We start from the raw sequence: 26,725 nt of genomic DNA, 5'->3' as shown, positions 1-26,725 counted from the left end.
ACCTTTCTTAAAGCGACGAGTATTTCTTGCGCAGACGCTGACGAATCAGCTCGGCGAGGGTGTTCATGATGAACGTGAACAACAGCAGCACCAGCGCCGAGAGGAACAGCACGCGGTAGTGGCTGCCACCGACTTCCGACTCGGGCATTTCCACCGCGACGTTGGCCGCCAGGGTGCGCAGGCCCTCGAACAGGTTCATCTCCATCACCGGGGTGTTACCGGTGGCCATCAGCACGATCATGGTTTCACCCACGGCACGGCCCATGCCGATCATCAGCGCCGAGAAAATCCCCGGGCTGGCGGTCAGGATCACCACACGGGTCATGGTCTGCCAGGGCGTGGCGCCCAGGGCCAGGGAGCCCAGGGTCAGGCCGCGGGGTACGCTGAACACGGCGTCTTCGGCGATCGAGTAGATGTTCGGGATCACCGCAAAACCCATGGCCAGGCCAACCACCAGGGCGTTGCGCTGGTCGTAGGTGATCCCCAGGTCATGGGAGATCCACATGCGCATGTCGCCGCCAAAGAACCAGGTTTCCAGGTACGGGCTCATGTACAGCGAGAGCCAGCCCACGAACAGGATCACCGGGATCAGGATCGCGCTTTCCCAGCCGTCCGGCACCCGCAGGCGAATCGATTCGGGCAAGCGGCTGAACACAAAACCGGCGACCAGGATGCCAATCGGCAACAGCATCAGCAGGCTGAAAATCCCCGGTAGATGCCCTTCCACATACGGCGCCAGGAACAGGCCGGCGAAGAAGCCGAGGATCACGGTCGGCATGGCTTCCATCAGCTCGATCACTGGCTTGACCTTGCGGCGCAGGCTCGGGGCCATGAAGTACGCGGTGTAGATCGCGGCGGCAACCGCCAGTGGCGCGGCCAGCAGCATGGCGTAGAACGCAGCCTTCAACGTGCCGAAGGTCAGCGGGGCCAGGCTCATCTTGGGTTCGAAGTCGGTGTTGGCGGCGGTGGACTGCCAGACGTATTTAGGCTCGTCGTAGTTCTCGTACCAGACCTTGCTCCACAACGCGCTCCACGAGACTTCCGGGTGCGGGTTGTCGAGCAGCAACGGTTGCAGCTTGCCGCCGGCCTCGACGATCACACGGTTGGCCCGTGGCGACATGCCGAATAGGCCCTGGCCGTCGACCACCGGGTCCACCAGCAGGGTACGGTGGGCGGTGCTGTGGAACACGCCGAACTTACCCGAGGCGTCGAGCGCGGTGAAACCTTTGCGGCGCTCTTCAGCACTGATTTCGACAATGGGCGCAGTGCCCATCTGGAAGGTGCGGATCTGTTTCAGGCGTTGCTCGCCATCCGGGTCACGGGCCATGAACCACTGGGCCAGGCCGCCCTTGGAGTTGCCGACGATCAGCGAGATACCGCCCACCAGCTGAGTGCTGGCGGTGACTTCGGCTGCGCCGTCTTCCAGGAGTTTGTAGCGACCGTTGAGGCTGTTGTCGCGCAGGCTGAACACGTCGGCCAGGGCGCGACCGTTGATCACGTAAAGCCATTGCTGGCGTGGGTCGACAAAGATGGCTTTCACAGGCTCGGTCATCTGCGGCAGCTCGATGCGCTTCTGCTCGCTGGTGACTTCACCGGTCATCATGTTTTCCTCGCGGCTCAACGACAGCACGTTCAGGTGCGAACCGGCCGAGCCGGCCACCACCAGGGTGGAGTCGGTGGCGTTGAGGGCGACGTGTTCCAGTGGTCGTCCGGCGTCATCCAACACAATCGGCGTTTCGCCGTAGGGGTATTCGATCGCCGGGGTGATGGTCTTCTTGCCATCCGGGTACGACACCTTGTAGGTGTGGCGGAACACCAGGGACTGGCCATTGGACAAACCAAGGATAACCAGCGGGCTTCCCGGCTGGTCTTCACCAATAGAAGCAACGCTGGCACCGGCCGGAAGCGGCAAGTCGACACGCTTGAGCTCAGCGCCGGAGTCCACTTCAAAAAACAGCGCCTGGCCCTTGTCGGAAACCCGCATGGCAACCTGGTTCTGTTCTTCAAGGGAGATCATCAACGGCTTGCCGGCGTCCTGCATCCAGGCGGGTGTCAGCGCGTCTTCCCTGGTCAACGAGGCGCCCTGGAACAGAGGTGCAACGACGTAGGCGAGGAAGAAGAAGATCAGGGTGATGGCGCCGAGGACGGCGAGGCCACCGACCAGCACGTACCAGCGAGTCAGGCGATCCTTGAGCGCGCGAATGCGGCGCTTGCGTTGCAGCTCAGGCGTATTGAAATCAATGCGCTTGGGGGGAGAAGTTGTCGTCATGGTGGAATTGGCCAGATCATTCATGCGCACACCCTAGCGATCCTGTATGACAGAAAGATGACAGTGCAGTGACGCAACAAATCCGCCGCGAAGCAAAGCTGGCAGCGGACTTAAAATTAGGGATGTAACCGGGCTTTGTGTGGGAGCGGGCTCCCACACGGGCCCGGTATTACACCGGGTATCGCAGGCTTAGTTGCCTTCTTTCAGACCCAGCTCAGCCAAGGCCTTGGCGGCCACTTTGGCAGGCAGTGGGATGTAGCCGTCCTTGACGACAACTTCCTGGCCCTGCTTGGACAGCACCAGTTTCACAAACTCGGCTTCCAGCGGGGCCAGCGGCTTGTTCGGGGCTTTGTTGACATACACGTAGAGGAAGCGCGACAGCGGGTATTTGCCGTTCAGGGCGTTTTCTTCGCTGTCTTCGATGAAGTCAGTGCTGCCTTTCTTGGCCAGGGCCACGGTCTTCACGCTGGCGGTCTTGTAGCCGATGCCCGAGTAACCGATGCCGTTCAGCGAGGAGCTGATCGACTGCACGACCGAAGCCGAGCCAGGTTGTTCGTTCACGTTTGGCTTGTAGTCGCCTTTGCACAGGGCTTCTTCCTTGAAGTAGCCGTAGGTGCCGGATACCGAGTTACGCCCGAACAATTGCACTGGCTTGTTGGCCAGGTCGCCGGTCACACCCAGGTCGCCCCAGGTTTTAACGTCAGCTTTGGCGCCGCACAGGCGAGTCGAGGAGAAGATCGCGTCGACTTGCTCCATGGTCAGGTGCTGGATCGGGTTGTCCTTGTGCACGAACACCGCCAGGGCGTCCACGGCAACCGGGATAGCGGTTGGCTTGTAACCGTACTTCTGCTCGAAGGCCGCCAGTTCGGTGTCCTTCATCTTGCGGCTCATCGGGCCCAGGTTGGAGGTGCCTTCAGTCAGCGCAGGTGGCGCGGTGGCGGAACCGGCAGCTTGAATCTGGATGTTGACGTTCGGGTATTCCTTTTTGTAACCCTCAGCCCACAAAGTCATCAGGTTAGCCAGGGTGTCGGAGCCGACGCTGGACAGGTTGCCCGACACACCAGTGGTCTTGACGTACGCCGGGATTGCCGGATCAACACCAGCGGCCACCGCGTTGGCGGTCGCAACGCCAGCAGCGACAAAAGTCATTGCCGCCATCAAACGTTTCAGTTTCATGCCTTGCTCCTAGCAGATAGGGATAATTGGATCGGGGCCAAGTATCGAGAGGCCGTGTGAACACTCTATGTCTGCAATGTGACAATTAGATGAAAGGCCACTATCGGGAAGCAAAGGTATGCGAAGTCAAAAACGGAACACACACTCTCCTTGTGGCGAGGGAGCCTGCTCCCTCACCACAGTAGATCAGGCTGGCGTCAGCGGCCGCGTTTCCACAGATACCCACCCACCAACATCCCCATCACACACAGGACGGCCACATAGTAAGCCGGGCCCATCGGGCTCTCCTTCATCAGCAGCGACACCGCCAATGGCGTCAACCCGCCGAACACGGCATAAGCAACGTTGTAGGAGAACGACAGGCCGCTGAAACGCACCACCGGCGGGAACGCCTTGACCATCACGTAGGGCACTACACCGATGGTGCCCACGAACAAACCGGTCAATGCGTACAACGGAAACAGCCAGTCCGGGTGGGCCATCAGGCTGTGATACAGCGTCCAGGAGGTCGCCAGCAGCAGTGCGCAACCGGTGACCAGCACGCGACCGGCGCCAAAACGGTCGGCCAGGGCACCCGAGGCGATGCAACCCAGGCTCAGGGTCACGATGGCCAGGCTGTTGGCTTGCAGTGCCACCGTGGGGCTGAAGTGGTAGACGGTTTGCAGCACGGTCGGCGTCATCAGGATAACCACCACGACGCCGGCGGACAGCAGCCAGGTGAGCAACATCGACAACACAATGGCGCCACGGTGGTCACGCAGCACTGCGCGCAACGGCAGCTCGGCAGCCAGGGTCTTGCGTTGCTGCATCTCAGCGAAGATCGGTGTTTCATGCAGCCAGCGGCGCAGATACACCGACAACAGACCGAATACACCACCAAGCAGGAATGGGATCCGCCAGGCGTAATCGGAGACCTGCTCCGGGGTATAGGCCGTATTGATCGCAGTAGCTACCAGCGAGCCGAGCAGAATACCGGCGGTGAGGCCGCTGGTCAGGGTGCCGCAGGCGTAGCCGATGTGGCGCGGCGGAACGTGCTCGGAGACGAACACCCAGGCGCCCGGTACTTCGCCGCCAATCGCCGCCCCCTGGATGACGCGCATCAGCAGCAGCAAGAGCGGCGCCCACAGGCCAATCTGCGCGTAAGTCGGCAGCAAGCCCATGATCAGGGTCGGCACGGCCATCATGAAGATGCTCAGGGTGAACATCTTCTTGCGCCCCAGCAGGTCGCCGAAGTGCGCCATGATGATGCCGCCCAAGGGGCGGGCCAGGTAGCCGGCGGCGAAGATGCCGAAGGTCTGCATCATGCGCAGCCATTCGGGCATGTCGACGGGGAAGAACAGTTTCCCGACCACGGTGGCGAAAAACACAAAGATGATGAAGTCGTAGAACTCCAGCGCCCCGCCCAAGGCAGACAGCGACAGGGTTTTGTAGTCGTTGCGGGTCAGCGGGCGCGAGGGCTGCGCACTGCTTGCGGGCACGGAGGACATGGCAAGGCTTCTCTTATAGTAATCATCGTAAAGGACTGCACGCCCGTGACTTGCGGCGGGTTTGGCAAGATAGCAAATCGCCTGAAAAAGCACAGCGCCAGGAACACAGTTGCGCGCAAAAGCCCCGATACAGCGTCTATTTACCGACCAAATGAGCGTCCGGAGGTCGTCGTGGCGCCAGGGTCTCGATATACTCGCCAGTGCAAGCGCCAGACCCGCTGTCTTGAGGGGCTGCTGTGCCAAAACGTTGTTGGGTACCATCCAGCCGATTTGGCAGAGTTTCCCTTTAGTTCGCCTTACGAGAAACGCATCGAGCGGTGTATGTTGGTGCTGAAACGTTTTTCCAGAAGACGGCTATCCACTTCAAATACCCATGAAGCGTCACGGGTCAGAGGCACCCTCGGCATGATCGAACTCGAACAAGAAGATCCTATCCCGCAAGGCGATCTCGCCCTGCAAATCACTGCACTGCCGCGTGAAACCAATGGTTTTGGCGATATCTTCGGCGGCTGGCTGGTCGCGCAGATGGACCTGGCAGGCACGGCAATGGCCAGCAAGGTCGCCGGCGGGCGCGTAGCCACCGTCGCCATTGATCGCATGGCCTTCCTGGTACCGGTAGCCGTGGGTGCACAGCTTTCCTTCTATACCCAGGCTCTGGAAATTGGTCGCAGCTCGATCCAGATGATGGTCGAAGTGTGGAGCGATGACCCGCTGTCCAGCGAATGGCGCAAGGTCACCGAGGCGGTATTTGTGTTCGTCGCCATCGACGGCAGCGGTCGCACCCGTTCGGTACCGTCACGGGCGCGTTAAACCTCGCCGGGTTTTAACGGTCAATTGCCCCATTGCCTGCCACTTGAGAGAGCTTTGTTATGCCTACGCCCCACGTTGAGACGATGAAAATCGACGAGCTGGACTGCTGGCGCATCCGCCACAACGGCGCCGAGCTGATGGTGGCCCAACAGGGTGCGCATATCTTCAGTTACCAGCGCGAGGGCGAACAGCCACTGATCTGGCCGAACCCTGCGGCGGTGTTCAAGCGGGGCAAAGGCATCCGTACCGGCGTGCCGGTGTGCTGGCCGTGGTTTGGTGTTTTCGACCGTAACCCGCAGAGTGTAAAAGCCATGCGCCAAAGCGATCAGCCTGCCGGCGCCCACGGCTTTGTGCGCACCGCGCTCTGGGAGTTGGCCGGGACGGCAATCGAAGGTGAAGCCCTGCGTATCGAGCTGGTGCTGCCGACTCCTGCGAACGGCTTCCCCGGCTGGCCCCATAAGGTCGACTTGAAGTTGAGCCTGCTGCTGGACGACCAACTGCATATCCGCCTCACCAGCCACAACCGCGGCACCGACACCGTGACCTTCAGCCAGGCACTGCACACCTACTTCGCTGTGAGCGACGTGCGCAACGTGCAGGTCGAGGGGGTGGATGGCTTGGCCTATATCGATACTGCTGATGGGTGGACCGAGAAGCAGCAAGCCGGGCTGCTGCACTTCACTGGCGAAACCGATCGCATCTACCTGGATACACCGGCGCAGTTGAGCATTGTCGATAAAGACTGGCAGCGCCGCGTCCAACTCACCAGCGAAGGCTCGAAGTCCACTGTGATCTGGAACCCCTGGACCGAACGGGCCAAGGCACTTGATGACATGGCTGACGATGGCTGGCAGGGCATGTTGTGCATCGAGACGGCGAATGTGCTGGATGATGTGGTAAGCCTGGCGGCCGGTGAAAGCCACACTCTGGGCGTGAGCATCACCAGTATCACCTTGTAAACCCAATCAAATGTGGGAGGGAGCAAGCCCCCTCCCACATTGGTTATGTGTTGGGCTTTAGAGATCGGACTCCTTCACCACCCGCACCTTCCCCGCCTCCAGCGCATACGCTGCATCCGCCAAGTCGTTATTGACCTTCTCCACCTTCAACGTGCCCGTGACCCATAGCGGCGTGTAGATATCATCCAGCTTCAACCCCTTGGGATACCGCACCAGCACCAGTTGGTTAGGCGGCGGTGGCGGCACATGGATGCAGGCGCCCGGATACGGCACCAGGAAGAACAGCGTGCTGCGGCCTTTGGCATCGGTCTCCAATGGCACCGGATACCCACCAATGCGGATATTCTTGCCGTTCATGGCCGCCACGGTCTTGGTGGAATACATCACCGCGGGCAGGCCCTTGCTCTGCTTCAAGCCACCCTTTTCGGTGAACGTGCCTTGGGCTTCGGGGGAGTTATGGTCGATCTCGGGCATGGCTTCGAGGGCTTTCTGGTCCGAAAGCGGCATCAGGTCGAGCCAGTCGGTTTCCGGCAGTTCGCCAGCGTGCGCCAGGCCAGAGCCCAGCAGGAGGAGAGTCAAGAATAGACGGCGCATGGAGAGGCTCGGCAAATACAAGTGCCGAGCATTCTAGCCCTCTGCGCCTGCGCAGCGCAGAGGACTTTGTCGGCTGATTACTTCTTTTTGATCAGGCCGTAGATCACCAGCAACACGATGGCACCTACCAGCGCGCCGATGAAGCCCGCGCCCTGGCCTGCCTGGTAGATCCCCAGGGCCTGACCGCCGTAGGTGGCCGCCAGCGAACCTGCGATACCCAGCAGGATGGTCATGATCCAGCCCATGCTGTCGTCGCCAGGCTTGAGGAAGCGCGCCAGCAGGCCGACGATCAAGCCGATAAAAATGGTTCCGATGATACCCATGGCATTTCCCTCTGATTGGTATGAGTCATGCCAAAGCCTAGTCAGGCTTTGGCATCCTGCAATCAGAGAGACGGCGAGCCCCAATGGTTCCCGCCGTGGCCAGGCTTATTGTTCGGCGATCAACGCCTCAACCTTGAGAATCTGCGCTCGCAGCGTCGCACGATCCTTGCAGCGCAGGTTGGCGTGGCCGACTTTGCGTCCGGCCTTGAACGCCTTGCCGTAGTGATGCAGGTGGCAATCATCGATGGCAATCACCCGCTCAACCGGCGGTACCACGCCGATGAAGTTGAGCATGGCGCTCTCGCCGACCTTGGCCGTGGAGCCCAACGGCAAGCCCGCCACGGCCCGCAGGTGGTTTTCGAACTGGCTGCATTCGGCGCCTTCAGTGGTCCAGTGCCCGGAGTTGTGCACACGCGGGGCGATTTCGTTGGCCTTGAGGCCACCGTCGACTTCAAAGAACTCGAACGCCATCACGCCAACGTAATCCAACTGCTTGAGCACACGGCTGGAATAATCTTCGGCCAGGACCTGCAGCGGGTGGTCAGTACTGGCTACCGACACTTTCAAGATGCCGTTGACGTGGGTGTTGTGCACCAACGGATAGAAGCGGGTTTCGCCATCACGGGCGCGTACGGCGATCAGCGAGACTTCGCCGGTGAACGGCACGAAGCCTTCCAGCAGACAGGCAACGCTTCCCAGCTCGGCAAAGGTACCGACCACATCGGCCGCGGTGCGCAGGACTTTCTGACCCTTGCCGTCGTAACCCAGGGTGCGGGTTTTCAACACCGCAGGCAGGCCGATGCTGGCGACGGCCGCATCCAGATCTGCCTGGGACTGGATATCGGCGAAGGCCGGCGTCGGGATGCCCAGGTCCTTGAACATGCTTTTTTCGAACCAGCGGTCGCGAGCGATGCGCAGGGCTTCGGCGCTCGGGTACACAGGCACGAACTGGGACAGGAAGGCCACGGTTTCGGCCGGGACGCTTTCGAATTCGAAGGTCACCAGGTCGACTTCATCGGCCAGTTGGCGCAGGTGGTCCGGGTCGCTGTAGTCAGCACGCAGGTGTTCACCCAGGGCTGCGGCGCAGGCGTCCGGCGCAGGGTCCAGGAAGGCGAAGTTCATGCCCAGCGGCGTACCCGCCAGGGCCAGCATACGGCCCAATTGGCCGCCACCGATTACTCCGATTTTCATCAATAACAACCTCAGGCGATGCGTGGGTCTGGATTGTCCAGCACGCTGTCTGTCTGCTCAGCACGGAATTTTTTCAGCACCGCATGAAACTGCGGGTGCTTGGCGCCCAGGATGCTGGCCGACAGCAAGGCTGCGTTGATCGCACCGGCCTTGCCGATCGCCAGGGTTGCCACCGGAATGCCAGCCGGCATCTGCACGATGGACAACAGCGAATCCACGCCCGAGAGCATTGACGACTGCACCGGCACGCCCAGGACAGGCAGGTGGGTCTTGGCCGCACACATGCCTGGCAGGTGCGCCGCACCGCCGGCACCGGCGATGATCACCTCGATGCCACGGGATTCTGCTTCATCGGCATACTGGAACAGCAAATCCGGGGTGCGGTGGGCAGAGACCACCTTCACTTCATACGGAATGCCGAGTTTTTCCAGCATATCGGCGGTGTGGCTAAGGGTGGACCAATCGGACTTGGAGCCCATGATCACGCCAACCAATGCACTCATCGTCGTGCCTCTTCTCTCTGGGCGCCCGCAGGCGCGTCAAAAAACAACAAGCCACGCGGGAAATCCGGCGTGGCTTGGTGTACGAATTAAGGCCGGTTGGACCGGCCGAAGGCCGCGCAGTATACCGTAATAATCCAGATAAACAGCCCCTGAGATGACCATCTGTCTTACACGGTTAAAACACACCGTCTTGTCTTGCGGGTCAACAAACCGAGCCCCCTCTACAAGCAAAACATCTTCGCCTCCTTTTTGATTTTTATTCGGTAAATGGTAGACGGTTACGACAACCTCTGATGCTTAATCGTCAAGACACCTTATAACGAGAACTTTATTCTATTAACGGCTTTATAAAACCCTTTAAATAGAATGTTAAGGATAACAAGTATGACGCTCCCTACCCCTGACCAGCCATCGGCTGAAAGCATCATAACGATGGAAATGCCCTTGCCGGCATTTATATTGCGCAGGTTTAACGAAAACGTAAGACACACACTGGCTGATTTCCCCGACTTCATAACGAGTGCATTCGCATTACTGAACCAAGCCCTCGAACCATTCTTGCATGAGGCCACGCTCGATGAGATTGTCTTCCTCACCTCGCAAGCGCTCTCAGACAACGCGCCAATACCGAGCGAAAATAAACTGATCGCTATTATCCATTCAATACTATTCTTCGATTCGGCACCGACTAGCTACAACAGTGACTGCGTTTTTCTCAGCACAGGAGGCCCCAGGCCACATCTGCTATCAATCGACTATCAAACTGTAATCCACGCAGTCCTGTTTAAACTCAAGGGCATCAACTATTACCTGGATCTGGTCGATAACTTCTGGACCGCCCCTCATAAAGCATTGCCACTCACCAACAAAGACTATGTCGCCAACGCCATGGCCGTCCAATTACAGTGCGCCAGAAGCGTGAGAACAGCGGATAGCTCTCTTAACCTGGAAAGTGCTTCTTTACTTTTACGCCTTGCAGATTTAAACATCGTACCCGCGGTGTGCTTCTATAAGATATCGCTTACACTACCAGCGTCAGAATCCCAGCCTGACATTCCGCTCACCGGCGCCTTTTTGATCACACTGAAACCTGAAAACCACATCGGTGACAAGAATCCCTGCGTGCTGTATATGCCCCGAATGAAAATACAGCAATTTGATTCTGTTGCCATGGTAAAGGCCTATCTGGCTATTTATCTTATCAATCCGCAGATAGAAAAAAACCCACTATTCCCGTGCATCGCCTTCAGTCAACGCGCTGCCACTCATCGCTTGATCACTCAAAGGAAATTGGATGAGCAGAACATTCGCCTGGCCAGCTTTTCAACGGATCAATTATTCTTCAGTGACTACATCCAGGGGCTGATCGACCAACAAAAACAAAATCTCATCCATATGTGGTCAGTGGCGGATCACCCGCCCATCCCGCCCGAACACTTGCAGAACACCCTTCGTCGTTATTGGATAAATCACCGAGATTTCGATTTTTTTGGCGAGTGTCTAAAGAACCATGCGCTTCCTGCATTGGAGGCCTGGAAAAAAAACCAAATAACCGCAGGAGCACCAGAGAATAATCAACCCGCTAACGTACCGGAGACGCCTCCTACCGCAATCGCAGAAAACGAGAAAAAGCCATTACGACCGATAAAACTTCACATCATTCTTCATCAGGATCTTGAATTTAACACCTGGCAATTTTTATCGGACCTTTATTTTAAATGGTCACTCAAAACATACACCTTTGCCTCAATAAAAGAATATTATTTTTCTTGGGTGATTGATGAGATTGAACAATTATCAGGTCGCACTGTTGAACTCATAGAAATAAAAAAAGAGTCCGCACCCGAACTGTATAAATTCAAATACCACTCGGACACCACTCTCGACGCCAGCACCCGATGGGTGAATGCGGTGACTGAATATTTAAATAAAACATCGCAAACCACGTCCCCCCTTGACAAGTTCATCCTGCTCACTCGCCATATCCCGGTCCCAAGTGAGGCACGGGGGTTCGTCAATGAAATTGGAGGTCAATTTGCAATCGCGACGCTCCAAAACTACCGAACGGCCGCACATGAAGTAGGGCACATGCTGGGTGCGGAGCATGACGCAGGAGAGATCATCTACAATGGCTGGTGGAACGAAACAACCATGCACGTAAATGACGAATTCTCAGTTTTGCGCCTCAATGCCTATCGATTTAGCGACAGAAACAGAGAGACCATCAAAACCTACCTTGGCCAGTTCGATTGATTGATCGCCGCTGCCCATCCAAATAAAGGTGAAGGTCCAACCCCGCGGCCTTCATCTTTTTCAACCTCCAGGACTCGCCGCCCCACCCTCCAACTTGCGCCACAGCAACCGCACGTTCGCCTTGCGCACCAACGCGCAGCGATACAGACGAATCTCCAGCGGCACATGCCATTGCGGGCCGCCGCACACCACCAGTTCGCCACGCGCCAGTTCGGCACGCACACTCAACTGCGGCACCCAGGCAATCCCCAAGCCTTCCAGCGCCATGCTTTTGAGGCTGTCAGCCATGGCGGTTTCGTACACGGTGGTAAAACGCAGGGCGCGTTGGCGGAGCAACAGGTTCACCGAACGCCCCAGGAACGCACCAGCACTGTAGGCCAGCAACGGCACACTGCCCTCACCTTCCAGATCGAACAGCGGTTTGCCATCGGCATCGGCGGCGCACACCGGGAGCATCTCGGTGTTGCCCAGATGCAGCGACGGGAAGATTTCCGCGTCCATCTGCATCGCCGCGTCCGGGTCGTAGAACGCCAGCATCAGGTCACAGCCGCCTTCACGCAGGGCGTGCACCGCATCGCCGACGTTGGTGGCGACCAGTCGGGTGGCGATGTTCAAACCCTCGTTGCGCAGTTGCGCGATCCAGCGCGGGAAGAAGCCCAGTGCCAGGGAGTGGGCGGCAGCCACTTGCATGACTTCACCCTGCCCGCCTTCCAGGTGATGCAAATGCCGCAGTACTTCACCGAGCTGTTCGACCACGGTGCGCGCCGTCACCAGGAACAACTGCCCCGCCGCTGTCAGCTCCACGGGCGTGCGCGAGCGGTTGACCAGGGTCAGGCCCAACGCGGCTTCCAGGCTGCGGATACGCCGGCTGAACGCCGGCTGGGTCACAAAGCGCCGTTCCGCAGCCTGGGAAAAGCTGCGGGTCGCCGCCAGGGCGCTGAAGTCTTCCAGCCATTTGCTTTCAAGGTTCATCATTGCCTCCCACGCCGAATGCACCATTTTGGCACACACGCCCGCCATCATGGCTGGGTCACATCCGCATTATGCCGTTTGTGCATAGCCCAGTGTTTAACAGCATTGGCCCAAAAACTTCTACAAGCCTAGCATTCGCAGCGTTCCGGCCAGTTCCGGGTCCATATCGAGATGATTTCCGTCATGTCCTCTGCTGCATCTTTCCGTACAGAAAAAGACCTGCTTGGCGTACTCGAAGTACCTGCTCAAGCGTATTACGGCATCCAGACCCTGCGAGCGGTGAACAACTTCCGCCTCTCGGGCGTTCCGATTTCGCATTACCCGAAATTGGTGGTCGGCCTGGCAATGGTCAAGCAAGCAGCAGCTGACGCCAACCGCGAATTGGGCCAGCTCAGCGAAGCCAAGCACGCTGCCATCAGCGAAGCCTGTGCCCGCCTGATCCGCGGCGATTTCCACGAAGAGTTCGTGGTGGACATGATTCAAGGCGGCGCTGGCACTTCAACCAACATGAATGCCAACGAAGTCATCGCCAACATCGCGCTGGAGGCCATGGGCCATCAGAAAGGCGAATACCAATACCTGCACCCCAACAACGACGTGAACATGGCGCAGTCGACCAACGACGCCTACCCGACCGCGATCCGCTTGGGTCTGCTGCTGGGCCATGACGCGCTGCTGGCCAGCCTCGACAGCCTGATCCAGGCGTTCGCCGCCAAAGGCGCCGAGTTCAGCCATGTACTGAAAATGGGCCGCACCCAATTGCAAGACGCCGTGCCGATGACCCTCGGCCAGGAATTCCGCGCCTTCGCCACCACCTTGGGTGAAGACCTGGCGCGCCTGAAGACCCTGGCGCCGGAGCTGCTCACCGAAGTGAACCTGGGCGGCACCGCCATCGGCACCGGCATCAACGCCGACCCACGCTACCAGGCCCTGGCCGTCCAACGCCTGGCCACCATCAGCGGCCAGCCGCTGGTACCGGCGGCTGACCTGATCGAAGCCACCTCCGACATGGGCGCCTTCGTGCTGTTCTCGGGCATGCTCAAGCGTACCGCGGTGAAGCTGTCGAAGATCTGCAACGACCTGCGCCTGCTGTCCAGCGGCCCACGCACCGGCATCAATGAGATCAACCTGCCGGCGCGCCAGCCAGGCAGCTCGATCATGCCCGGCAAGGTCAACCCGGTGATTCCGGAAGCCGTTAACCAGGTGGCATTCCAGGTCATCGGCAACGACCTGGCCCTGACCATGGCAGCCGAAGGCGGCCAACTGCAACTGAACGTGATGGAGCCGCTGATCGCCTTCAAGATCTTCGACTCGATCCGCCTGCTGCAACGCGCCATGGACATGCTGCGCGAGCATTGCATCGTCGGCATCACCGCCAACGAAGCACGCTGCCGCGAACTGGTGGAGCACTCCATCGGCCTGGTCACCGCGCTGAACCCCTACATCGGCTATGAAAACGCCACCCGCATCGCGCGTATCGCTCTTGAAAGCGGCCGCGGCGTGCTGGAACTGGTGCGCGAAGAAGGCTTGCTCGACGACGCCATGCTCGACGACATCCTGCGCCCGGAAAACATGATCGCTCCACGCTTGGTCCCGCTGAAGGCCTAAGCGTTTGTTGCACCGCTCACCAGGCTGAGGGACTAGACACCTCTCACCTTTTGAGGGCCTGAAGGCTCGTTCTTCAGGCCCTTTTTTTTGCCTCAAGGTTGTGAAATGAAGCCCATAAAAACTCCAATATCGCCCTGCAAACCCACCTTGCTTGCCACCGCGTGGCTGAAACCTTTAATCAGCCCGTGCAGACGGATCAGTCTCGCCTAGGTATAGTGCCGCCCCTCTCGCGTCTGCGGCCATCGGTAACGAGGCCCGGGTACCACGCGAAACCGCATGAATAACAACACCCGCAAAAGGATGGGGATCGAAGCGTCGTGCACTGCCTGGTGCTGAGCGATGCGTCGGACCGTCCTGCGTTTGCCATCAGAAAAATCAGCGAGGAACACTCCATGCTCGAAGTCATCAACGACTTCCTCTCAGGGAAAGTACTGATCGTGCTCATAGTCGGGCTCGGCGGTTATTTCACGATCCGCTCGCGTTTCGTTCAATTGCGTCACTTTTTCCACATGTTCTCGGTGTTTAAAGACAGCCTCAAGAGCAGCGCCGGTCAACTCAGCTCGTTCCAGGCGCTGATGCTCAGCCTGGCCGGCCGCGTGGGTGCCGGTAACATCGCGGGTGTCGGTATTGCTGTGACCCTGGGTGGTCCGGGGGCGGTGTTCTGGATGTGGGTCACCGCGCTGGTGGGCATGTCTTCGAGCTTTATCGAGTGCTCCCTCGGCCAGTTGTACAAGCGCACCGACGCTGAAGGCACCTATCGCGGCGGCCCGGCCTATTACATCCAGCACGGCCTGCAGAAGCGTTGGCTGGGGATGGTCATGGCGTTCCTGCTGCTGGTGACCTTCGGTTTTGCCTTCAACGGCCTGCAAGCCCACGCCGTGACCCACTCGCTGAACAACGCCTTCGGTCTGGATACCACTTACACCGGCCTGGCGCTGGCGGTGTTGCTGGGCCTGGTGTTCATTGGCGGGATCAAGCGTATTGCTTCGATTGCCGACCTGCTGGTGCCGGTCAAGACCCTGGTCTACATCGCCGTGACCCTGTACGTAATCGTGCTGCAATTCGACCACGTGCCGGCCATGCTCGCGACCATCGTCAAGAGCGCCTTTGGCCTTGACCAAGCCTTCGGCGGCCTGGTCGGTAGCGCGATCATCATGGGTGTGAAGCGCGGCGTGTTCGCCAACGAGGCCGGCCTGGGCAGCGCACCCAACGTTGCGGCGGTGGCTTCGGTAGAACATCCGATTGCCCAAGGCGTGGTGCAGGCGTTCAGTGTGTTCCTCGACACGTTCATCATCTGCACCTGCACCGCATTGCTGATCCTGCTCTCCGGTTTCTACACCCCGGGTTTTGAAGGCGACGGTATTGCCCTGACCCAGAACTCCCTGGCGGCGGTGGTCGGTGACTGGGGCCGCATGTTCATCTCGGTGGCCCTGGCGTTGTTCGTGTTCACCTCGATCATGTACAACTACTACCTGGGCGAGAGCAACCTGCGCTTTCTGGTCGGCAATAACCGCAAGGTGCTGATGGGCTATCGCGCACTGGTGCTGGTGCTGATTTTCTGGGGTTCGATCGAGAACCTGAGCACCGTGTTCGCCTTCGCCGACATCACCATGACCATGCTGGCCTTCGTCAACCTGTTCGCCCTGGCGTTCCTGTTCAAGATCGCCATGCGCATCCTCAACGACTACGACAACCAGCGCGCGGCGGGCATCAAGACTCCGGTGTTCGATTCCAGCCAGTTCCCCGACCTGGACCTGGACCGCAAGGCCTGGCCGGCCAATCCGGTGAAGCCTGAAGCAGCACCCTCGGCTGAACTGAGCGCTCAAGCGCAACGTTGATCACCGCTAGATGACACGCCGCCCGGCCTTGGGCATGCTCTGGGCCCGGCGGCGTTTTTCGTTCAGGAGATTTCTCATGCAACCAGCTAACAACGTGATGGTGCTCTACACCGGCGGCACCATCGGCATGCAGGCCAGCGCCAATGGCCTGGCGCCCGCTTCAGGTTTTGAGGCGCGTATGCGCGAACAGCTTGCCGACGCGCCAGTGCCCGCGTGGCGCTTCCAGGAAATGTCGCCACTGATCGACAGCGCCAACATGACCCCTGCCTACTGGCAGCGCCTGCGTACCGCCGTGGTTGAAGCCGTGGACGACGGCTGCGACGCGGTGCTGATCCTGCACGGCACCGACACCCTGGCGTACAGCGCGGCGGCCATGAGTTTCCAATTGCTGGGCTTGCCCGCACCGGTGGTGTTCACCGGCTCGATGTTGCCGGCCGGCGTGCCGGACAGCGATGCCTGGGAAAATGTCAGCGGTGCTTTGGCCGCATTGGGCGAAGGCCTGGCAGCGGGTGTACACCTGTACTTCCACGGCGCGCTGATGGCGCCGACCCGTTGCGCAAAAATTCGCAGTTTCGGGCGCAATCCGTTTGCGACCTTGCAACGCCAGGGTGGCATTGCCCGCGCCGAGTCCCTGCCGGCCGCGCTGGATTACCGTCAGCCCAAAGCCTTGGCGAATGTCGCCGTGCTGCCGTTGGTGCCGGGTATTGATGCCGCGCAACTGGACGCCGTAATCGGCAGCGGCATTCAGGCGTTGGTACTGGAGTGCTTCGGCAGCGGCACCGGGCCAAGTGACAACCCAGCCTTCCTGGCCAGCCTTCAACGTGCGCAGGACCAGGATGTGGTGGTGGTTGCTATCACCCAATGCCATGAAGGCGGTGTAGAGCTGGACGTCTACGAGGCCGGCAGCCGCCTGCGCGATGTGGGCGTACTGTCCGGTGGCGGCATGACCCGCGAGGCAGCGTTCGGCAAGCTCAACGCCCTGCTCGGTGCCGGGCTGGAGACCAGCGAAATCCGTCGCCTGGTGGAATTGGACCTGTGCGGCGAACTGAGCTGACCGGCATGTAACTTGCTCTACTTCCAGCCTCTCCTGGCTGGAAGTTCCCATGCTGCACTCCCACCTCACCACCCTCAATGCCGTGTCCTTGGTACTCAGTACCTTCGAGGCCGAAGGCTTGCCCCACGAAGCGTTGCTGGCCGGCAGCGGCATCTGCGCGGCGGACTTGAGCCGCGCCGACACGCGCATCGCCACGCACCAAGAGATGCAAGTGTGCGCCAATGCCGTGGCCCGTCAGCGCGATATCGGCCTGATCGTTGGCCGGCGTATGCATGTTTCTTCCTACGGCATACTGGGCTATGCCCTGCTCACCAGTGCCACTTTCGGTGACGCTTTGCACCTGGCCCTGCGGTATCCGGCGCTGTTGGGAACACTCTTCGAACTGAGCCTGGAGGAAGACGGCGAACGTATCTGGTTCACGGCCGGCGACTACCGCGAAAACCCGGCCCTGACCGCCTTCAATGTCGAGTTGTGTCTGGGATCACTGAAGGTCATCTGTGACGACCTGCTCGGCCATCCCCTGCCCTTGCTGGGCGCCCGTTTTGAGCACGACGCGCCGGATTATCAGGCGCGCTACGCCGAGAGCTTCGACTGCCCGCTACAGTTTCAGGCTATCGCCAACGCGTTCGCCTTTGATAAACGCTGGCTTGCCCAACCGTTGCCCCTGGCCGACACGGTCACCCACCAGGCCATGGTCGAACGTTGCCGCAAACAAAATACCGAATTCACCGGGCGCGAGGCCTGGCTGGGGCGAATCCGCCAGTTGCTGGCCGCACAACTGCACGCCGCCCCTGGGCTCGATGGCCTGGCGCAGCAGATGAACTGTTCGGCGCGCACCCTGCGCCGGCACCTGCATGACCTGGGCTGCAGCTATCAGGAACTGCTCGATGAGTTGCGCTTTGAACGCGCCAAACAGTTGTTGGCTGAGAACCTGTGGCCGATCCACCGAATTGCCGAGACGCTGGGGTTCAGCGAAACGGCGAGTTTCAGGCATGCCTTCGTGCGCTGGAGCGGCGTAACGCCGAGCCAATTTCGCGCATGACGCCCCAATGCGGGGCGAATTACGGACACACAAATTGGCCACATTGATCCCCTTTTGGCCTCTCCTGACGTTCTCATAAACCGCGCTCGCCGCAAGACTGCATGCACCGATACAGCCTGCGGAGAACAAAAAATGCTGACGATCTACTCGGACGATCACCACCTGCACCACGGCCGTTGTGAACTGATGGACGGGCAACTGATGCCCTGCTTTGAAATGCCCTCGCGTGCCGACCACGTGCTGCAACGGGTCAAGGCGCGGGAACTGGGACCGGTGCAGGCACCGCAGGATTTCGGCTTGGCGCCGCTGCAACGCGTTCATAGCCGCGACTATCTGGACTTCTTCAAGGGCGCCTGGCAACGCTGGACCGAATACGGCCAGGACGGTGACCTGTTGCCCTACACCTGGCCCGCCCGCACCTTGCGCCGCGTGATGCCCACCAGCCTGCACGGCCAATTGGGTTATTACAGTTTCGACGGTGGCGCGCCGATCACCGCCGGCACCTGGCAAGCGGCCTACAGCGCCGCGCAAGTCGCCCTCACAGCCCAGGCCGCCATCGCGCAGGGCGCCCACAGTGCCTTCGCGCTGTGCCGCCCGCCCGGGCATCATGCCGCCAGCGATTTGATGGGCGGTTATTGCTACCTAAACAACGCAGCCATCGCGACCCAGGCGTTCCTTGATCAGGGCTGCAAAAAGGTCGCGATCCTCGACGTGGATTACCACCACGGCAACGGCACGCAGTCGATTTTCTACCCACGCAACGACGTGCTGTTCACCTCGATCCACGGCCATCCGGAGGCAGAGTTTCCGTTCTTCCTCGGGTATGCAGATGAGCAGGGAGAAGGCATCGGAGAAGGTTTCAACTTCAATTACCCGCTACCCGCAGGTGCAGGCTGGGAGGCTTGGAGCGCAGCGCTTGAACAAGCCTGCACAGAGATCGAGCGCTACGCCGCCGACATCATCGTGGTGTCCCTGGGCGTGGACACCTTCAAGGACGACCCTATCTCGCAGTTCAAGCTCGACAGCCCGGACTACCTGGCCATGGGCGCGCGCATTGCCCGCCTGGGCAAGCCCACGCTGTTCGTGATGGAAGGCGGCTACGCAGTGGAGGAAATCGGAATCAACGCCGTCAACGTGCTGGAAGGTTTCGAGGAAGCAGCCCAATGAACATACTCAAGTCGCTCGCCCTGTGCGCCGTGGTTGTCAGTGGCGCAGCCCAGGCCGAAGAAAAAACCCTGAAGGTCTACAACTGGTTCGACTACATCACGCCCAAGGCGCTGGAAGACTTCAAGGCCCAGCACCCGTCGATCAAGTTGGTGTATGACATCTTCGACACCAACGAAGCCCTGGAAGCCAAGTTGCTCACCGGCAACTCCGGCTATGACGTGGTGGTGCCGTCCAATGTATTCCTGGCCAAGCAGATCGAAGCCGGTGTGTTCCAGCCCCTGGATCGAAGCCAGTTGCCCAACTGGAAACACCTGGACCCCAAGCTGATGAAGCTGATCGAAGCCAACGACCCCGGCAATCAATACGCCGTGCCCTACATGTACGGCACCATCCTGATCGGCTTCAACCCAGCCAAGGTCAAGGCAGCCCTGGGCGACAACGCCGCCGTGGACAGCTGGGACCTGATCTTCAAGGAGGAAAACCTCAGCAAGCTCAAGCAATGCGGCGTCGCACTGCTGGACTCGCCCTCGGAAATCCTGCCCCTGGCGTTACAACACCTTGGCCTGGACCCCAACAGCGACAATCCCAAGGACTACGACAAGGCCGAAGCGCTGATGATAAAGATCCGCCCGTATATCACTTACTTTCACTCCTCCAAATACATGGCCGACATCGCCAACGGGGATATTTGCGTGGCGGTGGGCTATTCCGGCAGTTTTTCCCAAGCCGCCAACCGTGCCAAAGACGCCAAGAATGGCGTGACCGTGGACATGCGCCTGCCCAAGGAAGGCGCGCCGATCTGGTTCGACATGCTCGCCATTCCCAAAGGCGCCAAAAACCCGGACGACGCCTACACCTTCATCAACTACCTGCTGCAACCCACAGTGATCGCACCCATCAGTGACTTCGTCGGGTACCCCAACCCAAACAAGGACGCTACCGAGAGGGTCGACCCGGCCATTCGCCACAACCCCAACCTGTACCCGACCGACACCGCCATGGCCACGCTCTACACCCTCATCCCCCTGGACAGCAAAGCCGAACGCGCCAGGACAAGGGCTTGGACCAGGATCAAATCCGGCACCTGAAGCACCTTGGTTTGACGTGTACCTTCGAATGCGCTTGTGAAGGTGGCCTATCTAAGCACCGCCTCTCTGTGTGGCCGCGCCCTAGCATGGAAATTTCTAGCCTTGACCTCAGGGCTGGTTCCACCAAACGGCCAGACAGGGAAGCCTCACCATGAACGCCCCCGCTTCAACGACCACGCCCTCGAACACATCACGTCAGGATGCACGCATAGCGCTGCTCACCCAATTCTCTACAGGTCCTTCGTTCAGGGAGACTGCAACCCTGCTGCTGCGCGAGGCGCTACAGGAGCAGTACCCGACGCTGGATATCGACCCGGACACCGTCATGCTCGCAACGCCCACCTGGAACCTGGATGACGACCGGGTCAGCGCCGGCCCCACCGAGTACCAGGCTCTGAGTGACATCCTTGCCAGGCAGGCAGTGCTGGCGGTGCCGATCTTGTACCTTCAGGGCGAGCACTTTCTCACGCAGCAACCGATCATCGAGCCGGCAGTACACCTGCCCGTGCGCGTGAATGAAATCGCCAAGACCATCAACCAACTGGCGCCCTCGATGCTGCGGGCCTATCAGCAACAAACGATCAACTATTGGAATCAAACCAACGGCAGCGGCCCACATTGGCACGAGCTGTCGAACCTGCTGCGCACGGTGTGGAATGTCGAGGCCGCCGATGACTGGACCGCCACCGAGTGTGCCATGGCTCGCGCCCTGTTCACTCACCCCGACAAAGCCGACAGAAAGGGCAACGACCTCTACAAGCTCAGGGCTTGCCTGGTTGATATCGACCGAGTCGACGATGAAGGGCAGGTCAAGCACGTCAATGATGTGATCATCGCGGTATTGATCGGCGAACACGAAGGCAAAACCACAGTCCTCACGCATTCGCTGCTCAAGGGTTATGAAAAGTTTCCTTCGCTGGAGCTCCTGGGCCAATCCTTGCCCGCGCACCTGTCGGGCTCTGTCACGGACCCGCAAATCCAATGGCGTCTGTTTGAACCGGATGGCAATTTCTTTGATCACCAAGCCTGTGCATTGGTGTCATTGCAGATCGATACCATCGCTGAAATCGACTTCTCCGACCTGCGCAAAACCAACAACGTCGATATGGCACTGGGCACGCCACCTGCTGCTGCCCCGCCGCCTGCGCAAAGCAGCCCGGATCTGGCCTGGTACCGCGAGCAGATGCCCGACTGGCTGACAAATGCTTCACCCAGCGACTCGAATTTCTATGCTCGGCACCTCAAAGACCTCGCCGCGCTGCATAACCAGAATGCCGGTCGGTCGTTCCTGGACGACGTCCCTACTATCGAGGCGTACGCGTTGAAGGTCATCAAGGCAAAGGTGATCAAGGACCACCCGGATAGCACTAACCTGCCCTTGGAGAAGATCTTCCTGCAAATAGAGAGCCCGGTCGTGTGGGGCACTTTCGTCGTCCCGGGCCAGGTTGAGAGCAACAGGTTCAGCCTGGTTGAACTGGCCCTGCAAAACCTGATTGCAGTGCCCGTCGGTAACAAAGTCGTCAAGACCAGCAATGGTTCAAACCTGCCTGAGTGGATGACCCCTGCCTATTTTGAATCGCTGGCCACCGATGCCGATATTGGCCGTACCTACCCTGCGCTGATCAAGGAAAAGCTGCTGGATGACACTCGGGAATCTGCACGCCGTAATACGCTATATAGCCAACACCTGCGTATCCAACTGCCGATGCAGGCCTTGCAGGCCAAGATCCGCCAGGAAGACAACATTGACGAGCGTGGCTACCGTTATGTGACCGCCGTGATGCAAGAAAAGGCCACTGACAGCAAAGTGGACGGGCAAACCATCGTACTCAGGCCCTTGGCCTTCGTGCCCACCCGGCGCACGGATACCTCTGTGGACACGGTCGCCAACATGTACGTGATAGGCCCCGAAGACCCGGCGGCCGGGCCATGCCTTTTGTACCGGCCGCTGTTCACGCCGGCCCTGATGCAGTTCCCGTCGCCGGCCAACCTCATCTATACGATCGCGCAATCGAGCAGCTTGTGCGAGTCGGTCTTGGCCTGGCTGCCGGATGCGGTCCGCAGCGACTATACCAACTATGTATTTCCCGGCTCGCTGCCTTCACCTTGGGCGGTCGCCGATTACCTGGTGGAGCCCGACAAGCTATGGACCATGAGCGGGCCAATGACCTTGGGCACCGAAGTACTCAACGGTGATCGATTCACCACAATGTTCAAGGCCAATGCCCAGGCCCTGATAGAACTGGCCGACCGCCAATCGGTGTCCAACGCCGAAAGCCGTTGGGCGACCTTTAAACACGCAGGCTGGGTGATCTTCAATGGGGTGCTGCCGTTTCTGGGGCGCACCATCGGCACGGGCGCCTGGATCTGGCAGGTGGTCGATCAGCTGCAAACCTTTGTGCAAGCGCATGACCACGACGAAAAACAAGCCGAGTGGTCGGCACTCACCGATGTCCTGTTGAACCTCGGCATGGCGATCACGTTGCACGCCGCCAGCCGCAGCCACCGTACCGGCTACCCACGCAAGACCACGCCAAAGCGGACCAAAGCGACCAGCACAAAGCAGGTCACGATCAAACAAGAGGTGACCCTGACCAAGGAGTTGCCGGCCACACATTTACCGCACCTGCACACCAGCGGCGCAATCAAGCGCATACCCAGCGAACTCGCAACCGTGCTCGACAGCTTCAAGGTCAGCAAACCGCAAGGCCTCGGCGCGGCGCAAACCGCAAAAAACCAGTACCAGCATCTCTTTCATCAGGCACAAAAGTACTACGCCCCTGTGGGGGAACGCTGGTTTGAGGTCAGTGCCGGTGAAGATGAAGCGGTAGTCATCATCGACCCGAAGCAGCCCGGTCGAACAGGACCTGCGTTGATTCACAACGCTCAGGGCCAATGGTTCATCGACACTCGTCTGCGCCTGCGCGGCGCCGGTTCCAAGCAGCTGCAGGAACAGTCAAAATCCAAAGCTGAGATCAACGCGATAGAAGCCAAAAGACGCCTGACGCTATTTGAACAAAACAAACCCACTGCGCAATTGGAGTTGCAGCAGGCCCATCTGGCGATGTCGGACACCGCGTCATCCACTTCATCCGAAGTCAGCCGCCAAACCTACCTGCAAAAACTCAAGAGCCAGAGCAGCGACTACGAGAAGGCACTGCAACAGCTCAAGATATTGAATACGTTCTCGCCCAGCGCGGACTATCAGCAACACGCAATCCGCTACGTGAACGCCCAACTGGAGCTGACCCGGACCGGTATCACCGAAGCGCAAGTCGCCTTCACACCTAAACTCAAAACCGTGCTGGACCAGGTCGAACATCAAATCAGCCATCCAGAGGAACGTCATATCGACGATGCCCGCATCATGAGCGAATTGAGCCAGGACATGATCCAGCGCCTGAACTACAGCCAATCGCGGCTTACCCAACTCAAAGCGCTGGGTGAGCTGGGATTCGAGCAAATTCGCAACTACCGGAGTCAATTGCCAAGCTACACCGCCCGCGACCTCAGGGCCTTGCAAGTGTCTTTGGCGCGCAACTTATGCCTGGACGGCGACAGCATCGCCACAGCCTCGTCAGCCTGGAGTGCCATTGACACCATCGTCGACACCGCCAACCTGTCGATTCAGGCCTTGCATGAAACGTCGATGGAGCGTAGCCAGGCGCGCTTGGATGAACGCATCGAAACCCTTGGCAGCCTGGTCGAACAGTTCAAGATCATCGACGAACGCCTGCAGGATTTCCCCGACGAGTTTCCTGACGCAGCGCTGCCTGCACGTATCACGACCCTGCGCGAAAAAATCCGCGATTTCTACCGCGAAACCCTGGGTAGCCTGGAGCTGCTGCACGCGGATCGGGACACGCTCAGAAGCCGCCCGACGCCGCCTTTAACACCGCCAAGAGCAAAGCAAAAAATCATTCACACGCGCTACAACGGGGTATTGGTGGGAATACCACGACTGACAGAGGCCGGCGATGAAACCGGCATGGTGGATGTCATCTCTCCTCTCAACCAGCAGATCATGGCGACCTTCCACGAAAAAACCCCAGGTGTGTGGGTGCAGCACGTCAATCCCGTCGAGACCACCACTACCACCACTACTCTGGACGTCGCCACCAGTATCAGCCTGGCCCAGAAGCTTCTGGACGGGTTGGGGGCCTTCAAGCAGCGCACTGGCCAACAGGCGATCAAACCGGAGCGCAGCGCTACTGGCATCGAATGGCTGTACCACGAGCACGCGTTAAAACTGGAACAGGCCTCTGCAAACATTGAGCAGGCCCTGACCCAAAGCAACTCCACCGAGAGCAACGGGGGCTCTGCGGCTCTGGTCAACAAACAACTGGGCGAAGCGGCGCAGGCACTCTATCAAGAGGCGGCTCGCCAGAAACTGCAAATGATCAAGAAACGCCCACCCACCATCAGTAGCGTGGAATGGCTTAAGCAAAACAACGAGATCGTAATCAAGAGAACCGTCAAGCGCCGCCGGCTCAAAGGGCCTGTCAAGGTCTACCTGGATGAGTACACCCTGAGTAACCGCAGTGATAAAACTGTGCTGTGGTATGCACACTTCCATTATTCGGCCGAATGGGTGCCCGCCAGGGCTTTTCTCAGGGGGCGCCTGAAAACCCCGCAAGAGCACGCCCGGGGAGTAGATGCCGACAGTCTTGACGGCCTCAACGAACAGCAAAAAACCGCGTTCTACCTCAGCGAAATAAACCGGGACCAGGCCCAGCGGTTGTTTTTCAAAGTGAAGTAACCTCAGTGCCGGATCGTATTCAAGCCAGCCACACCCGACGCAAGCGGGCCAGCGCCTGTGCGATGGCCGCCTCAGGCACGGCAGCGAACCCCAGCACCAGTCCGGCACGCTGGTCCGATGGTGGGCCGGTATCTGCCAGCCAGTAGCCGCTCAAGCCGTTGATCTCGACATCCACCGCGCGGGCTTGGGCAAGCAGCGCTTGCTCACGGGCCAGACTGTCCACGCGCACCGTCACGTGTAAGCCTGCCGCAACGCTAGGCAAGGCGCCGACACCTGGCAGTTCGCTGGGCCAGCCGACCAACAAAGCGTTGCGGCGGCTCAGGGCCGCACGGCGCATACGCCGGACGTGGCGCTGGAAATGCCCCGCCGCCATGAATTCGGCCATTACGGCCTGAGTGCTGACTTCGGAATGACGCATGTCCACGGCGCGGCGCCGAGTAAAGGCCTCTACCAGACCCGGCGGCAATACCAGGTAACCCAGGCGCAAAGCCGGGAATGCCACCTTGCCGAAGGTGCCGACGTACAGCACTCGGCCGTTGCGATCCAGCGCCGCCAGGGGAGACAGGGGCGCTCCGGTGTAACGGTACTCACCGTCATAGTCGTCTTCGACGATCCAGCCGCCAGTACGCTCGGCCCAGGCCAGCAACTCCAGGCGCCGCGCCAGGCTCATCACCACGCCCAACGGGTACTGATGGGACGGCGTGACATAGGTCACCCGGCAATCCTTCAGGCGGTTCAAGACCTCGCAGTCAATACCATCGCCATCCACCGGCACGCCATGCAATCGGCCACCTGCCAACGCAAAGGCATGGCCTGCCGCGCGATAACCCGGATTTTCCACTGCCACGCCATCCCCAGGCTCCACCAGCAACTGTGCACAAAGGCTGATTGCCTGTTGTGCGCCACTGGTGATCACTATTTGCTCAGTCGTGCACTGCAGACCTCGCGCAGTGCGCAGGTAAGCGGCGATCAAGCCACGTAGACGTTGGTCACCGGCCGGGTCGCCGTAGCACAACTGCGCCAGGTCCGGCTTGCGCCAGAACGCCCCGTTGAGCTTGGCCCACACCTCAAAAGGGAATAGATCGAAGGCCGGTACCCCCACCCGAAAAGCCCGCGGCGGACCACAAGGAGGCTGAACCAAATGATTATGTTTGACCCTGTCCAGGCCACCACTGTGGATAACTTCACTGGCCTGAGGGCGCGCATTATCCAGACGATTTGTGGATAAGGCTGTGGGTAAGCCTGTTGAAAACCCTGTGGATAGTTTTGTGGATAGTTTTTTTGCTGTGGGCAGCTGCGAGACGTAGGTGCCGTCTCCCACCCGGCTTTCAATAAACCCCTCGGCATACAACTGATCGTAAGCGCGTACCACACTGTTGCGCGAGATCGACAACGCCGCCGCCATATCACGGGTGGCAGGCAAGCGCGTGCCACTGACCAGTCGCCCATCCAGCACGCGCTGGCGCAGCGCATCGTACAGCTGGCGTGTCAGGCCCTGGCGGCGATCCAACTCGATGCCAGCAGGGTCGAACGACATCGAGGGGATGAGGGGCGGCATATTGGACCTATGAAATGAGGGCTAGATGGCTCTTACAACGAGCCATTAGCCTGCCTAGGATGCAGGCATTCGCC

At 59.6% G+C, this 26,725-nt stretch carries 19 protein-coding genes; 10 read left to right on the top strand and 9 right to left on the bottom strand.

The features are described from left to right. Positions 1-7: 7 nt before the first annotated feature. The 3 genes from QMK52_RS07620 to QMK52_RS07610 form a co-directional block, all read right to left on the bottom strand. Positions 8-2,041: an ABC transporter permease subunit gene (locus QMK52_RS07620; protein WP_198287296.1), complete on the bottom strand. Its 2,034-nt coding sequence runs from the start codon at positions 2,039-2,041 to the stop codon at positions 8-10. A 417-nt stretch (positions 2,042-2,458) separates the two neighbouring features. Beyond that, the gene (locus QMK52_RS07615) at positions 2,459-3,445 is read right to left on the bottom strand and encodes a phosphate ABC transporter substrate-binding protein PstS (protein ID WP_005792536.1); all 987 of its coding nucleotides are present in this window, start codon (positions 3,443-3,445) and stop codon (positions 2,459-2,461) included. 197 nt (positions 3,446-3,642) lie between these two features. After that, a complete protein-coding gene (locus QMK52_RS07610; RefSeq protein WP_005792537.1) occupies positions 3,643-4,932 on the bottom strand; it encodes an MFS transporter in 1,290 nt (429 codons plus the stop codon). Positions 4,933-5,337: 405 nt separating this feature from the next. Between QMK52_RS07610 and QMK52_RS07605 the strand changes: the two genes are divergently transcribed. Both QMK52_RS07605 and QMK52_RS07600 read left to right on the top strand, forming a co-directional pair. Then, entirely contained in the window at positions 5,338-5,742 is a 405-nt protein-coding gene (locus tag QMK52_RS07605) for an acyl-CoA thioesterase (protein ID WP_003176975.1), read from the top strand. Between the two features lie 59 nt (positions 5,743-5,801). Continuing rightward, positions 5,802-6,701, top strand: a complete 900-nt coding sequence (locus tag QMK52_RS07600) for a D-hexose-6-phosphate mutarotase (RefSeq protein ID WP_005792538.1) — start codon at positions 5,802-5,804, stop codon at positions 6,699-6,701. A 57-nt stretch (positions 6,702-6,758) separates the two neighbouring features. Here the strand turns inward: QMK52_RS07600 and QMK52_RS07595 are convergent, their stop codons facing one another. The 4 genes from QMK52_RS07595 to purE form a co-directional block, all read right to left on the bottom strand. Continuing rightward, positions 6,759-7,295: a DUF3299 domain-containing protein gene (locus tag QMK52_RS07595; RefSeq protein WP_032803754.1), complete on the bottom strand. Its 537-nt coding sequence runs from the start codon at positions 7,293-7,295 to the stop codon at positions 6,759-6,761. Between the two features lie 77 nt (positions 7,296-7,372). Further along, the gene (locus tag QMK52_RS07590; protein ID WP_005792540.1) at positions 7,373-7,618 is read right to left on the bottom strand and encodes a GlsB/YeaQ/YmgE family stress response membrane protein; all 246 of its coding nucleotides are present in this window, start codon (positions 7,616-7,618) and stop codon (positions 7,373-7,375) included. Between the two features lie 105 nt (positions 7,619-7,723). Further along, positions 7,724-8,809: a 5-(carboxyamino)imidazole ribonucleotide synthase gene (locus QMK52_RS07585; RefSeq protein WP_005792541.1), complete on the bottom strand. Its 1,086-nt coding sequence runs from the start codon at positions 8,807-8,809 to the stop codon at positions 7,724-7,726. Between the two features lie 11 nt (positions 8,810-8,820). Next, a complete protein-coding gene (gene purE, locus QMK52_RS07580; RefSeq protein ID WP_003195648.1) occupies positions 8,821-9,312 on the bottom strand; it encodes a 5-(carboxyamino)imidazole ribonucleotide mutase in 492 nt (163 codons plus the stop codon). Positions 9,313-9,696: 384 nt separating this feature from the next. Here purE and QMK52_RS07575 point away from each other — a divergent pair, with 384 nt between their 5' ends. After that, the gene (locus QMK52_RS07575; RefSeq protein ID WP_320403978.1) at positions 9,697-11,565 is read left to right on the top strand and encodes a hypothetical protein; all 1,869 of its coding nucleotides are present in this window, start codon (positions 9,697-9,699) and stop codon (positions 11,563-11,565) included. Positions 11,566-11,625: 60 nt separating this feature from the next. Here QMK52_RS07575 and QMK52_RS07570 read toward each other — a convergent pair whose 3' ends face one another. Next, a complete protein-coding gene (locus QMK52_RS07570) occupies positions 11,626-12,537 on the bottom strand; it encodes a LysR substrate-binding domain-containing protein (protein WP_005792544.1) in 912 nt (303 codons plus the stop codon). 183 nt (positions 12,538-12,720) lie between these two features. On the opposite strand from QMK52_RS07570, the gene aspA reads away from it, so the two are divergent. The 7 genes from aspA (at position 12,721) to QMK52_RS07535 (ending at position 25,093) form a co-directional block, all read left to right on the top strand. After that, positions 12,721-14,145 (top strand): aspartate ammonia-lyase, encoded by a 1,425-nt coding sequence (aspA, locus tag QMK52_RS07565; RefSeq protein ID WP_003195657.1) that lies wholly within the window; start codon positions 12,721-12,723, stop codon positions 14,143-14,145. A gap of 392 nt (positions 14,146-14,537) precedes the next feature. Next, positions 14,538-15,983 carry an alanine/glycine:cation symporter family protein gene (locus QMK52_RS07560; protein WP_320403977.1) on the top strand — a complete coding sequence of 482 codons (1,446 nt, stop codon included), beginning with the start codon at positions 14,538-14,540 and terminating at the stop codon, positions 15,981-15,983. Between the two features lie 76 nt (positions 15,984-16,059). Then, a complete protein-coding gene (locus QMK52_RS07555) occupies positions 16,060-17,037 on the top strand; it encodes an asparaginase (RefSeq protein WP_005792546.1) in 978 nt (325 codons plus the stop codon). A gap of 49 nt (positions 17,038-17,086) precedes the next feature. Continuing rightward, complete coding sequence (locus QMK52_RS07550) at positions 17,087-18,079, top strand: AraC family transcriptional regulator (RefSeq protein WP_005792547.1); 993 nt, start codon at positions 17,087-17,089, stop codon at positions 18,077-18,079. Positions 18,080-18,211: 132 nt separating this feature from the next. Next, the gene (locus QMK52_RS07545) at positions 18,212-19,246 is read left to right on the top strand and encodes a histone deacetylase family protein (protein ID WP_005792548.1); all 1,035 of its coding nucleotides are present in this window, start codon (positions 18,212-18,214) and stop codon (positions 19,244-19,246) included. Further along, a complete protein-coding gene (locus tag QMK52_RS07540; RefSeq protein WP_005792549.1) occupies positions 19,243-20,334 on the top strand; it encodes a polyamine ABC transporter substrate-binding protein in 1,092 nt (363 codons plus the stop codon). Before QMK52_RS07545 ends, QMK52_RS07540 begins: the two co-directional genes overlap by 4 nt. A 151-nt stretch (positions 20,335-20,485) precedes the next feature. Continuing rightward, on the top strand, positions 20,486-25,093 hold the full coding sequence (locus tag QMK52_RS07535) for a dermonecrotic toxin domain-containing protein (RefSeq protein WP_320403976.1): 4,608 nt from the start codon (positions 20,486-20,488) through the stop codon (positions 25,091-25,093). Positions 25,094-25,112: 19 nt separating this feature from the next. Here the strand turns inward: QMK52_RS07535 and QMK52_RS07530 are convergent, their stop codons facing one another. Beyond that, positions 25,113-26,651 carry a PLP-dependent aminotransferase family protein gene (locus tag QMK52_RS07530; RefSeq protein WP_320403975.1) on the bottom strand — a complete coding sequence of 513 codons (1,539 nt, stop codon included), beginning with the start codon at positions 26,649-26,651 and terminating at the stop codon, positions 25,113-25,115. Between the last annotated feature and the right edge of the window lie 74 nt (positions 26,652-26,725).

The sequence above is a fragment of the Pseudomonas sp. P9_2 genome, assembly GCF_034008255.1.
In the GTDB taxonomy this organism is placed as follows: domain Bacteria; phylum Pseudomonadota; class Gammaproteobacteria; order Pseudomonadales; family Pseudomonadaceae; genus Aquipseudomonas; species Aquipseudomonas synxantha_A.
The sequence above is the reverse complement of the archived record's forward strand: the minus strand, read 5'-3'. Positions and strand labels throughout refer to the sequence as shown.

Excerpts from the sequence above, each read along its gene's own strand:
- aspA (WP_003195657.1), top strand. The coding sequence starts at position 12,721 with ATGTCCTCTGCTGCATCTTTCCGTACAGAAAAAGACCTGCTTGGCGTA.
- QMK52_RS07585 (WP_005792541.1), bottom strand. The coding sequence starts at position 8,809 with ATGAAAATCGGAGTAATCGGTGGCGGCCAATTGGGCCGTATGCTGGCC.
- QMK52_RS07570 (WP_005792544.1), bottom strand. The coding sequence starts at position 12,537 with ATGAACCTTGAAAGCAAATGGCTGGAAGACTTCAGCGCCCTGGCGGCG.
- QMK52_RS07600 (WP_005792538.1), top strand. The coding sequence starts at position 5,802 with ATGCCTACGCCCCACGTTGAGACGATGAAAATCGACGAGCTGGACTGC.
- QMK52_RS07535 (WP_320403976.1), top strand. The coding sequence starts at position 20,486 with ATGAACGCCCCCGCTTCAACGACCACGCCCTCGAACACATCACGTCAG.
- QMK52_RS07550 (WP_005792547.1), top strand. The coding sequence starts at position 17,087 with ATGCTGCACTCCCACCTCACCACCCTCAATGCCGTGTCCTTGGTACTC.
- QMK52_RS07620 (WP_198287296.1), bottom strand. The coding sequence starts at position 2,041 with ATGCAGGACGCCGGCAAGCCGTTGATGATCTCCCTTGAAGAACAGAAC.
- QMK52_RS07610 (WP_005792537.1), bottom strand. The coding sequence starts at position 4,932 with ATGTCCTCCGTGCCCGCAAGCAGTGCGCAGCCCTCGCGCCCGCTGACC.
- purE (WP_003195648.1), bottom strand. The coding sequence starts at position 9,312 with ATGAGTGCATTGGTTGGCGTGATCATGGGCTCCAAGTCCGATTGGTCC.
- QMK52_RS07595 (WP_032803754.1), bottom strand. The coding sequence starts at position 7,295 with ATGCGCCGTCTATTCTTGACTCTCCTCCTGCTGGGCTCTGGCCTGGCG.
- QMK52_RS07555 (WP_005792546.1), top strand. The coding sequence starts at position 16,060 with ATGCAACCAGCTAACAACGTGATGGTGCTCTACACCGGCGGCACCATC.
- QMK52_RS07540 (WP_005792549.1), top strand. The coding sequence starts at position 19,243 with ATGAACATACTCAAGTCGCTCGCCCTGTGCGCCGTGGTTGTCAGTGGC.
- QMK52_RS07590 (WP_005792540.1), bottom strand. The coding sequence starts at position 7,618 with ATGGGTATCATCGGAACCATTTTTATCGGCTTGATCGTCGGCCTGCTG.
- QMK52_RS07615 (WP_005792536.1), bottom strand. The coding sequence starts at position 3,445 with ATGAAACTGAAACGTTTGATGGCGGCAATGACTTTTGTCGCTGCTGGC.
- QMK52_RS07575 (WP_320403978.1), top strand. The coding sequence starts at position 9,697 with ATGACGCTCCCTACCCCTGACCAGCCATCGGCTGAAAGCATCATAACG.
- QMK52_RS07530 (WP_320403975.1), bottom strand. The coding sequence starts at position 26,651 with ATGCCGCCCCTCATCCCCTCGATGTCGTTCGACCCTGCTGGCATCGAG.
- QMK52_RS07560 (WP_320403977.1), top strand. The coding sequence starts at position 14,538 with ATGCTCGAAGTCATCAACGACTTCCTCTCAGGGAAAGTACTGATCGTG.
- QMK52_RS07545 (WP_005792548.1), top strand. The coding sequence starts at position 18,212 with ATGCTGACGATCTACTCGGACGATCACCACCTGCACCACGGCCGTTGT.
- QMK52_RS07605 (WP_003176975.1), top strand. The coding sequence starts at position 5,338 with ATGATCGAACTCGAACAAGAAGATCCTATCCCGCAAGGCGATCTCGCC.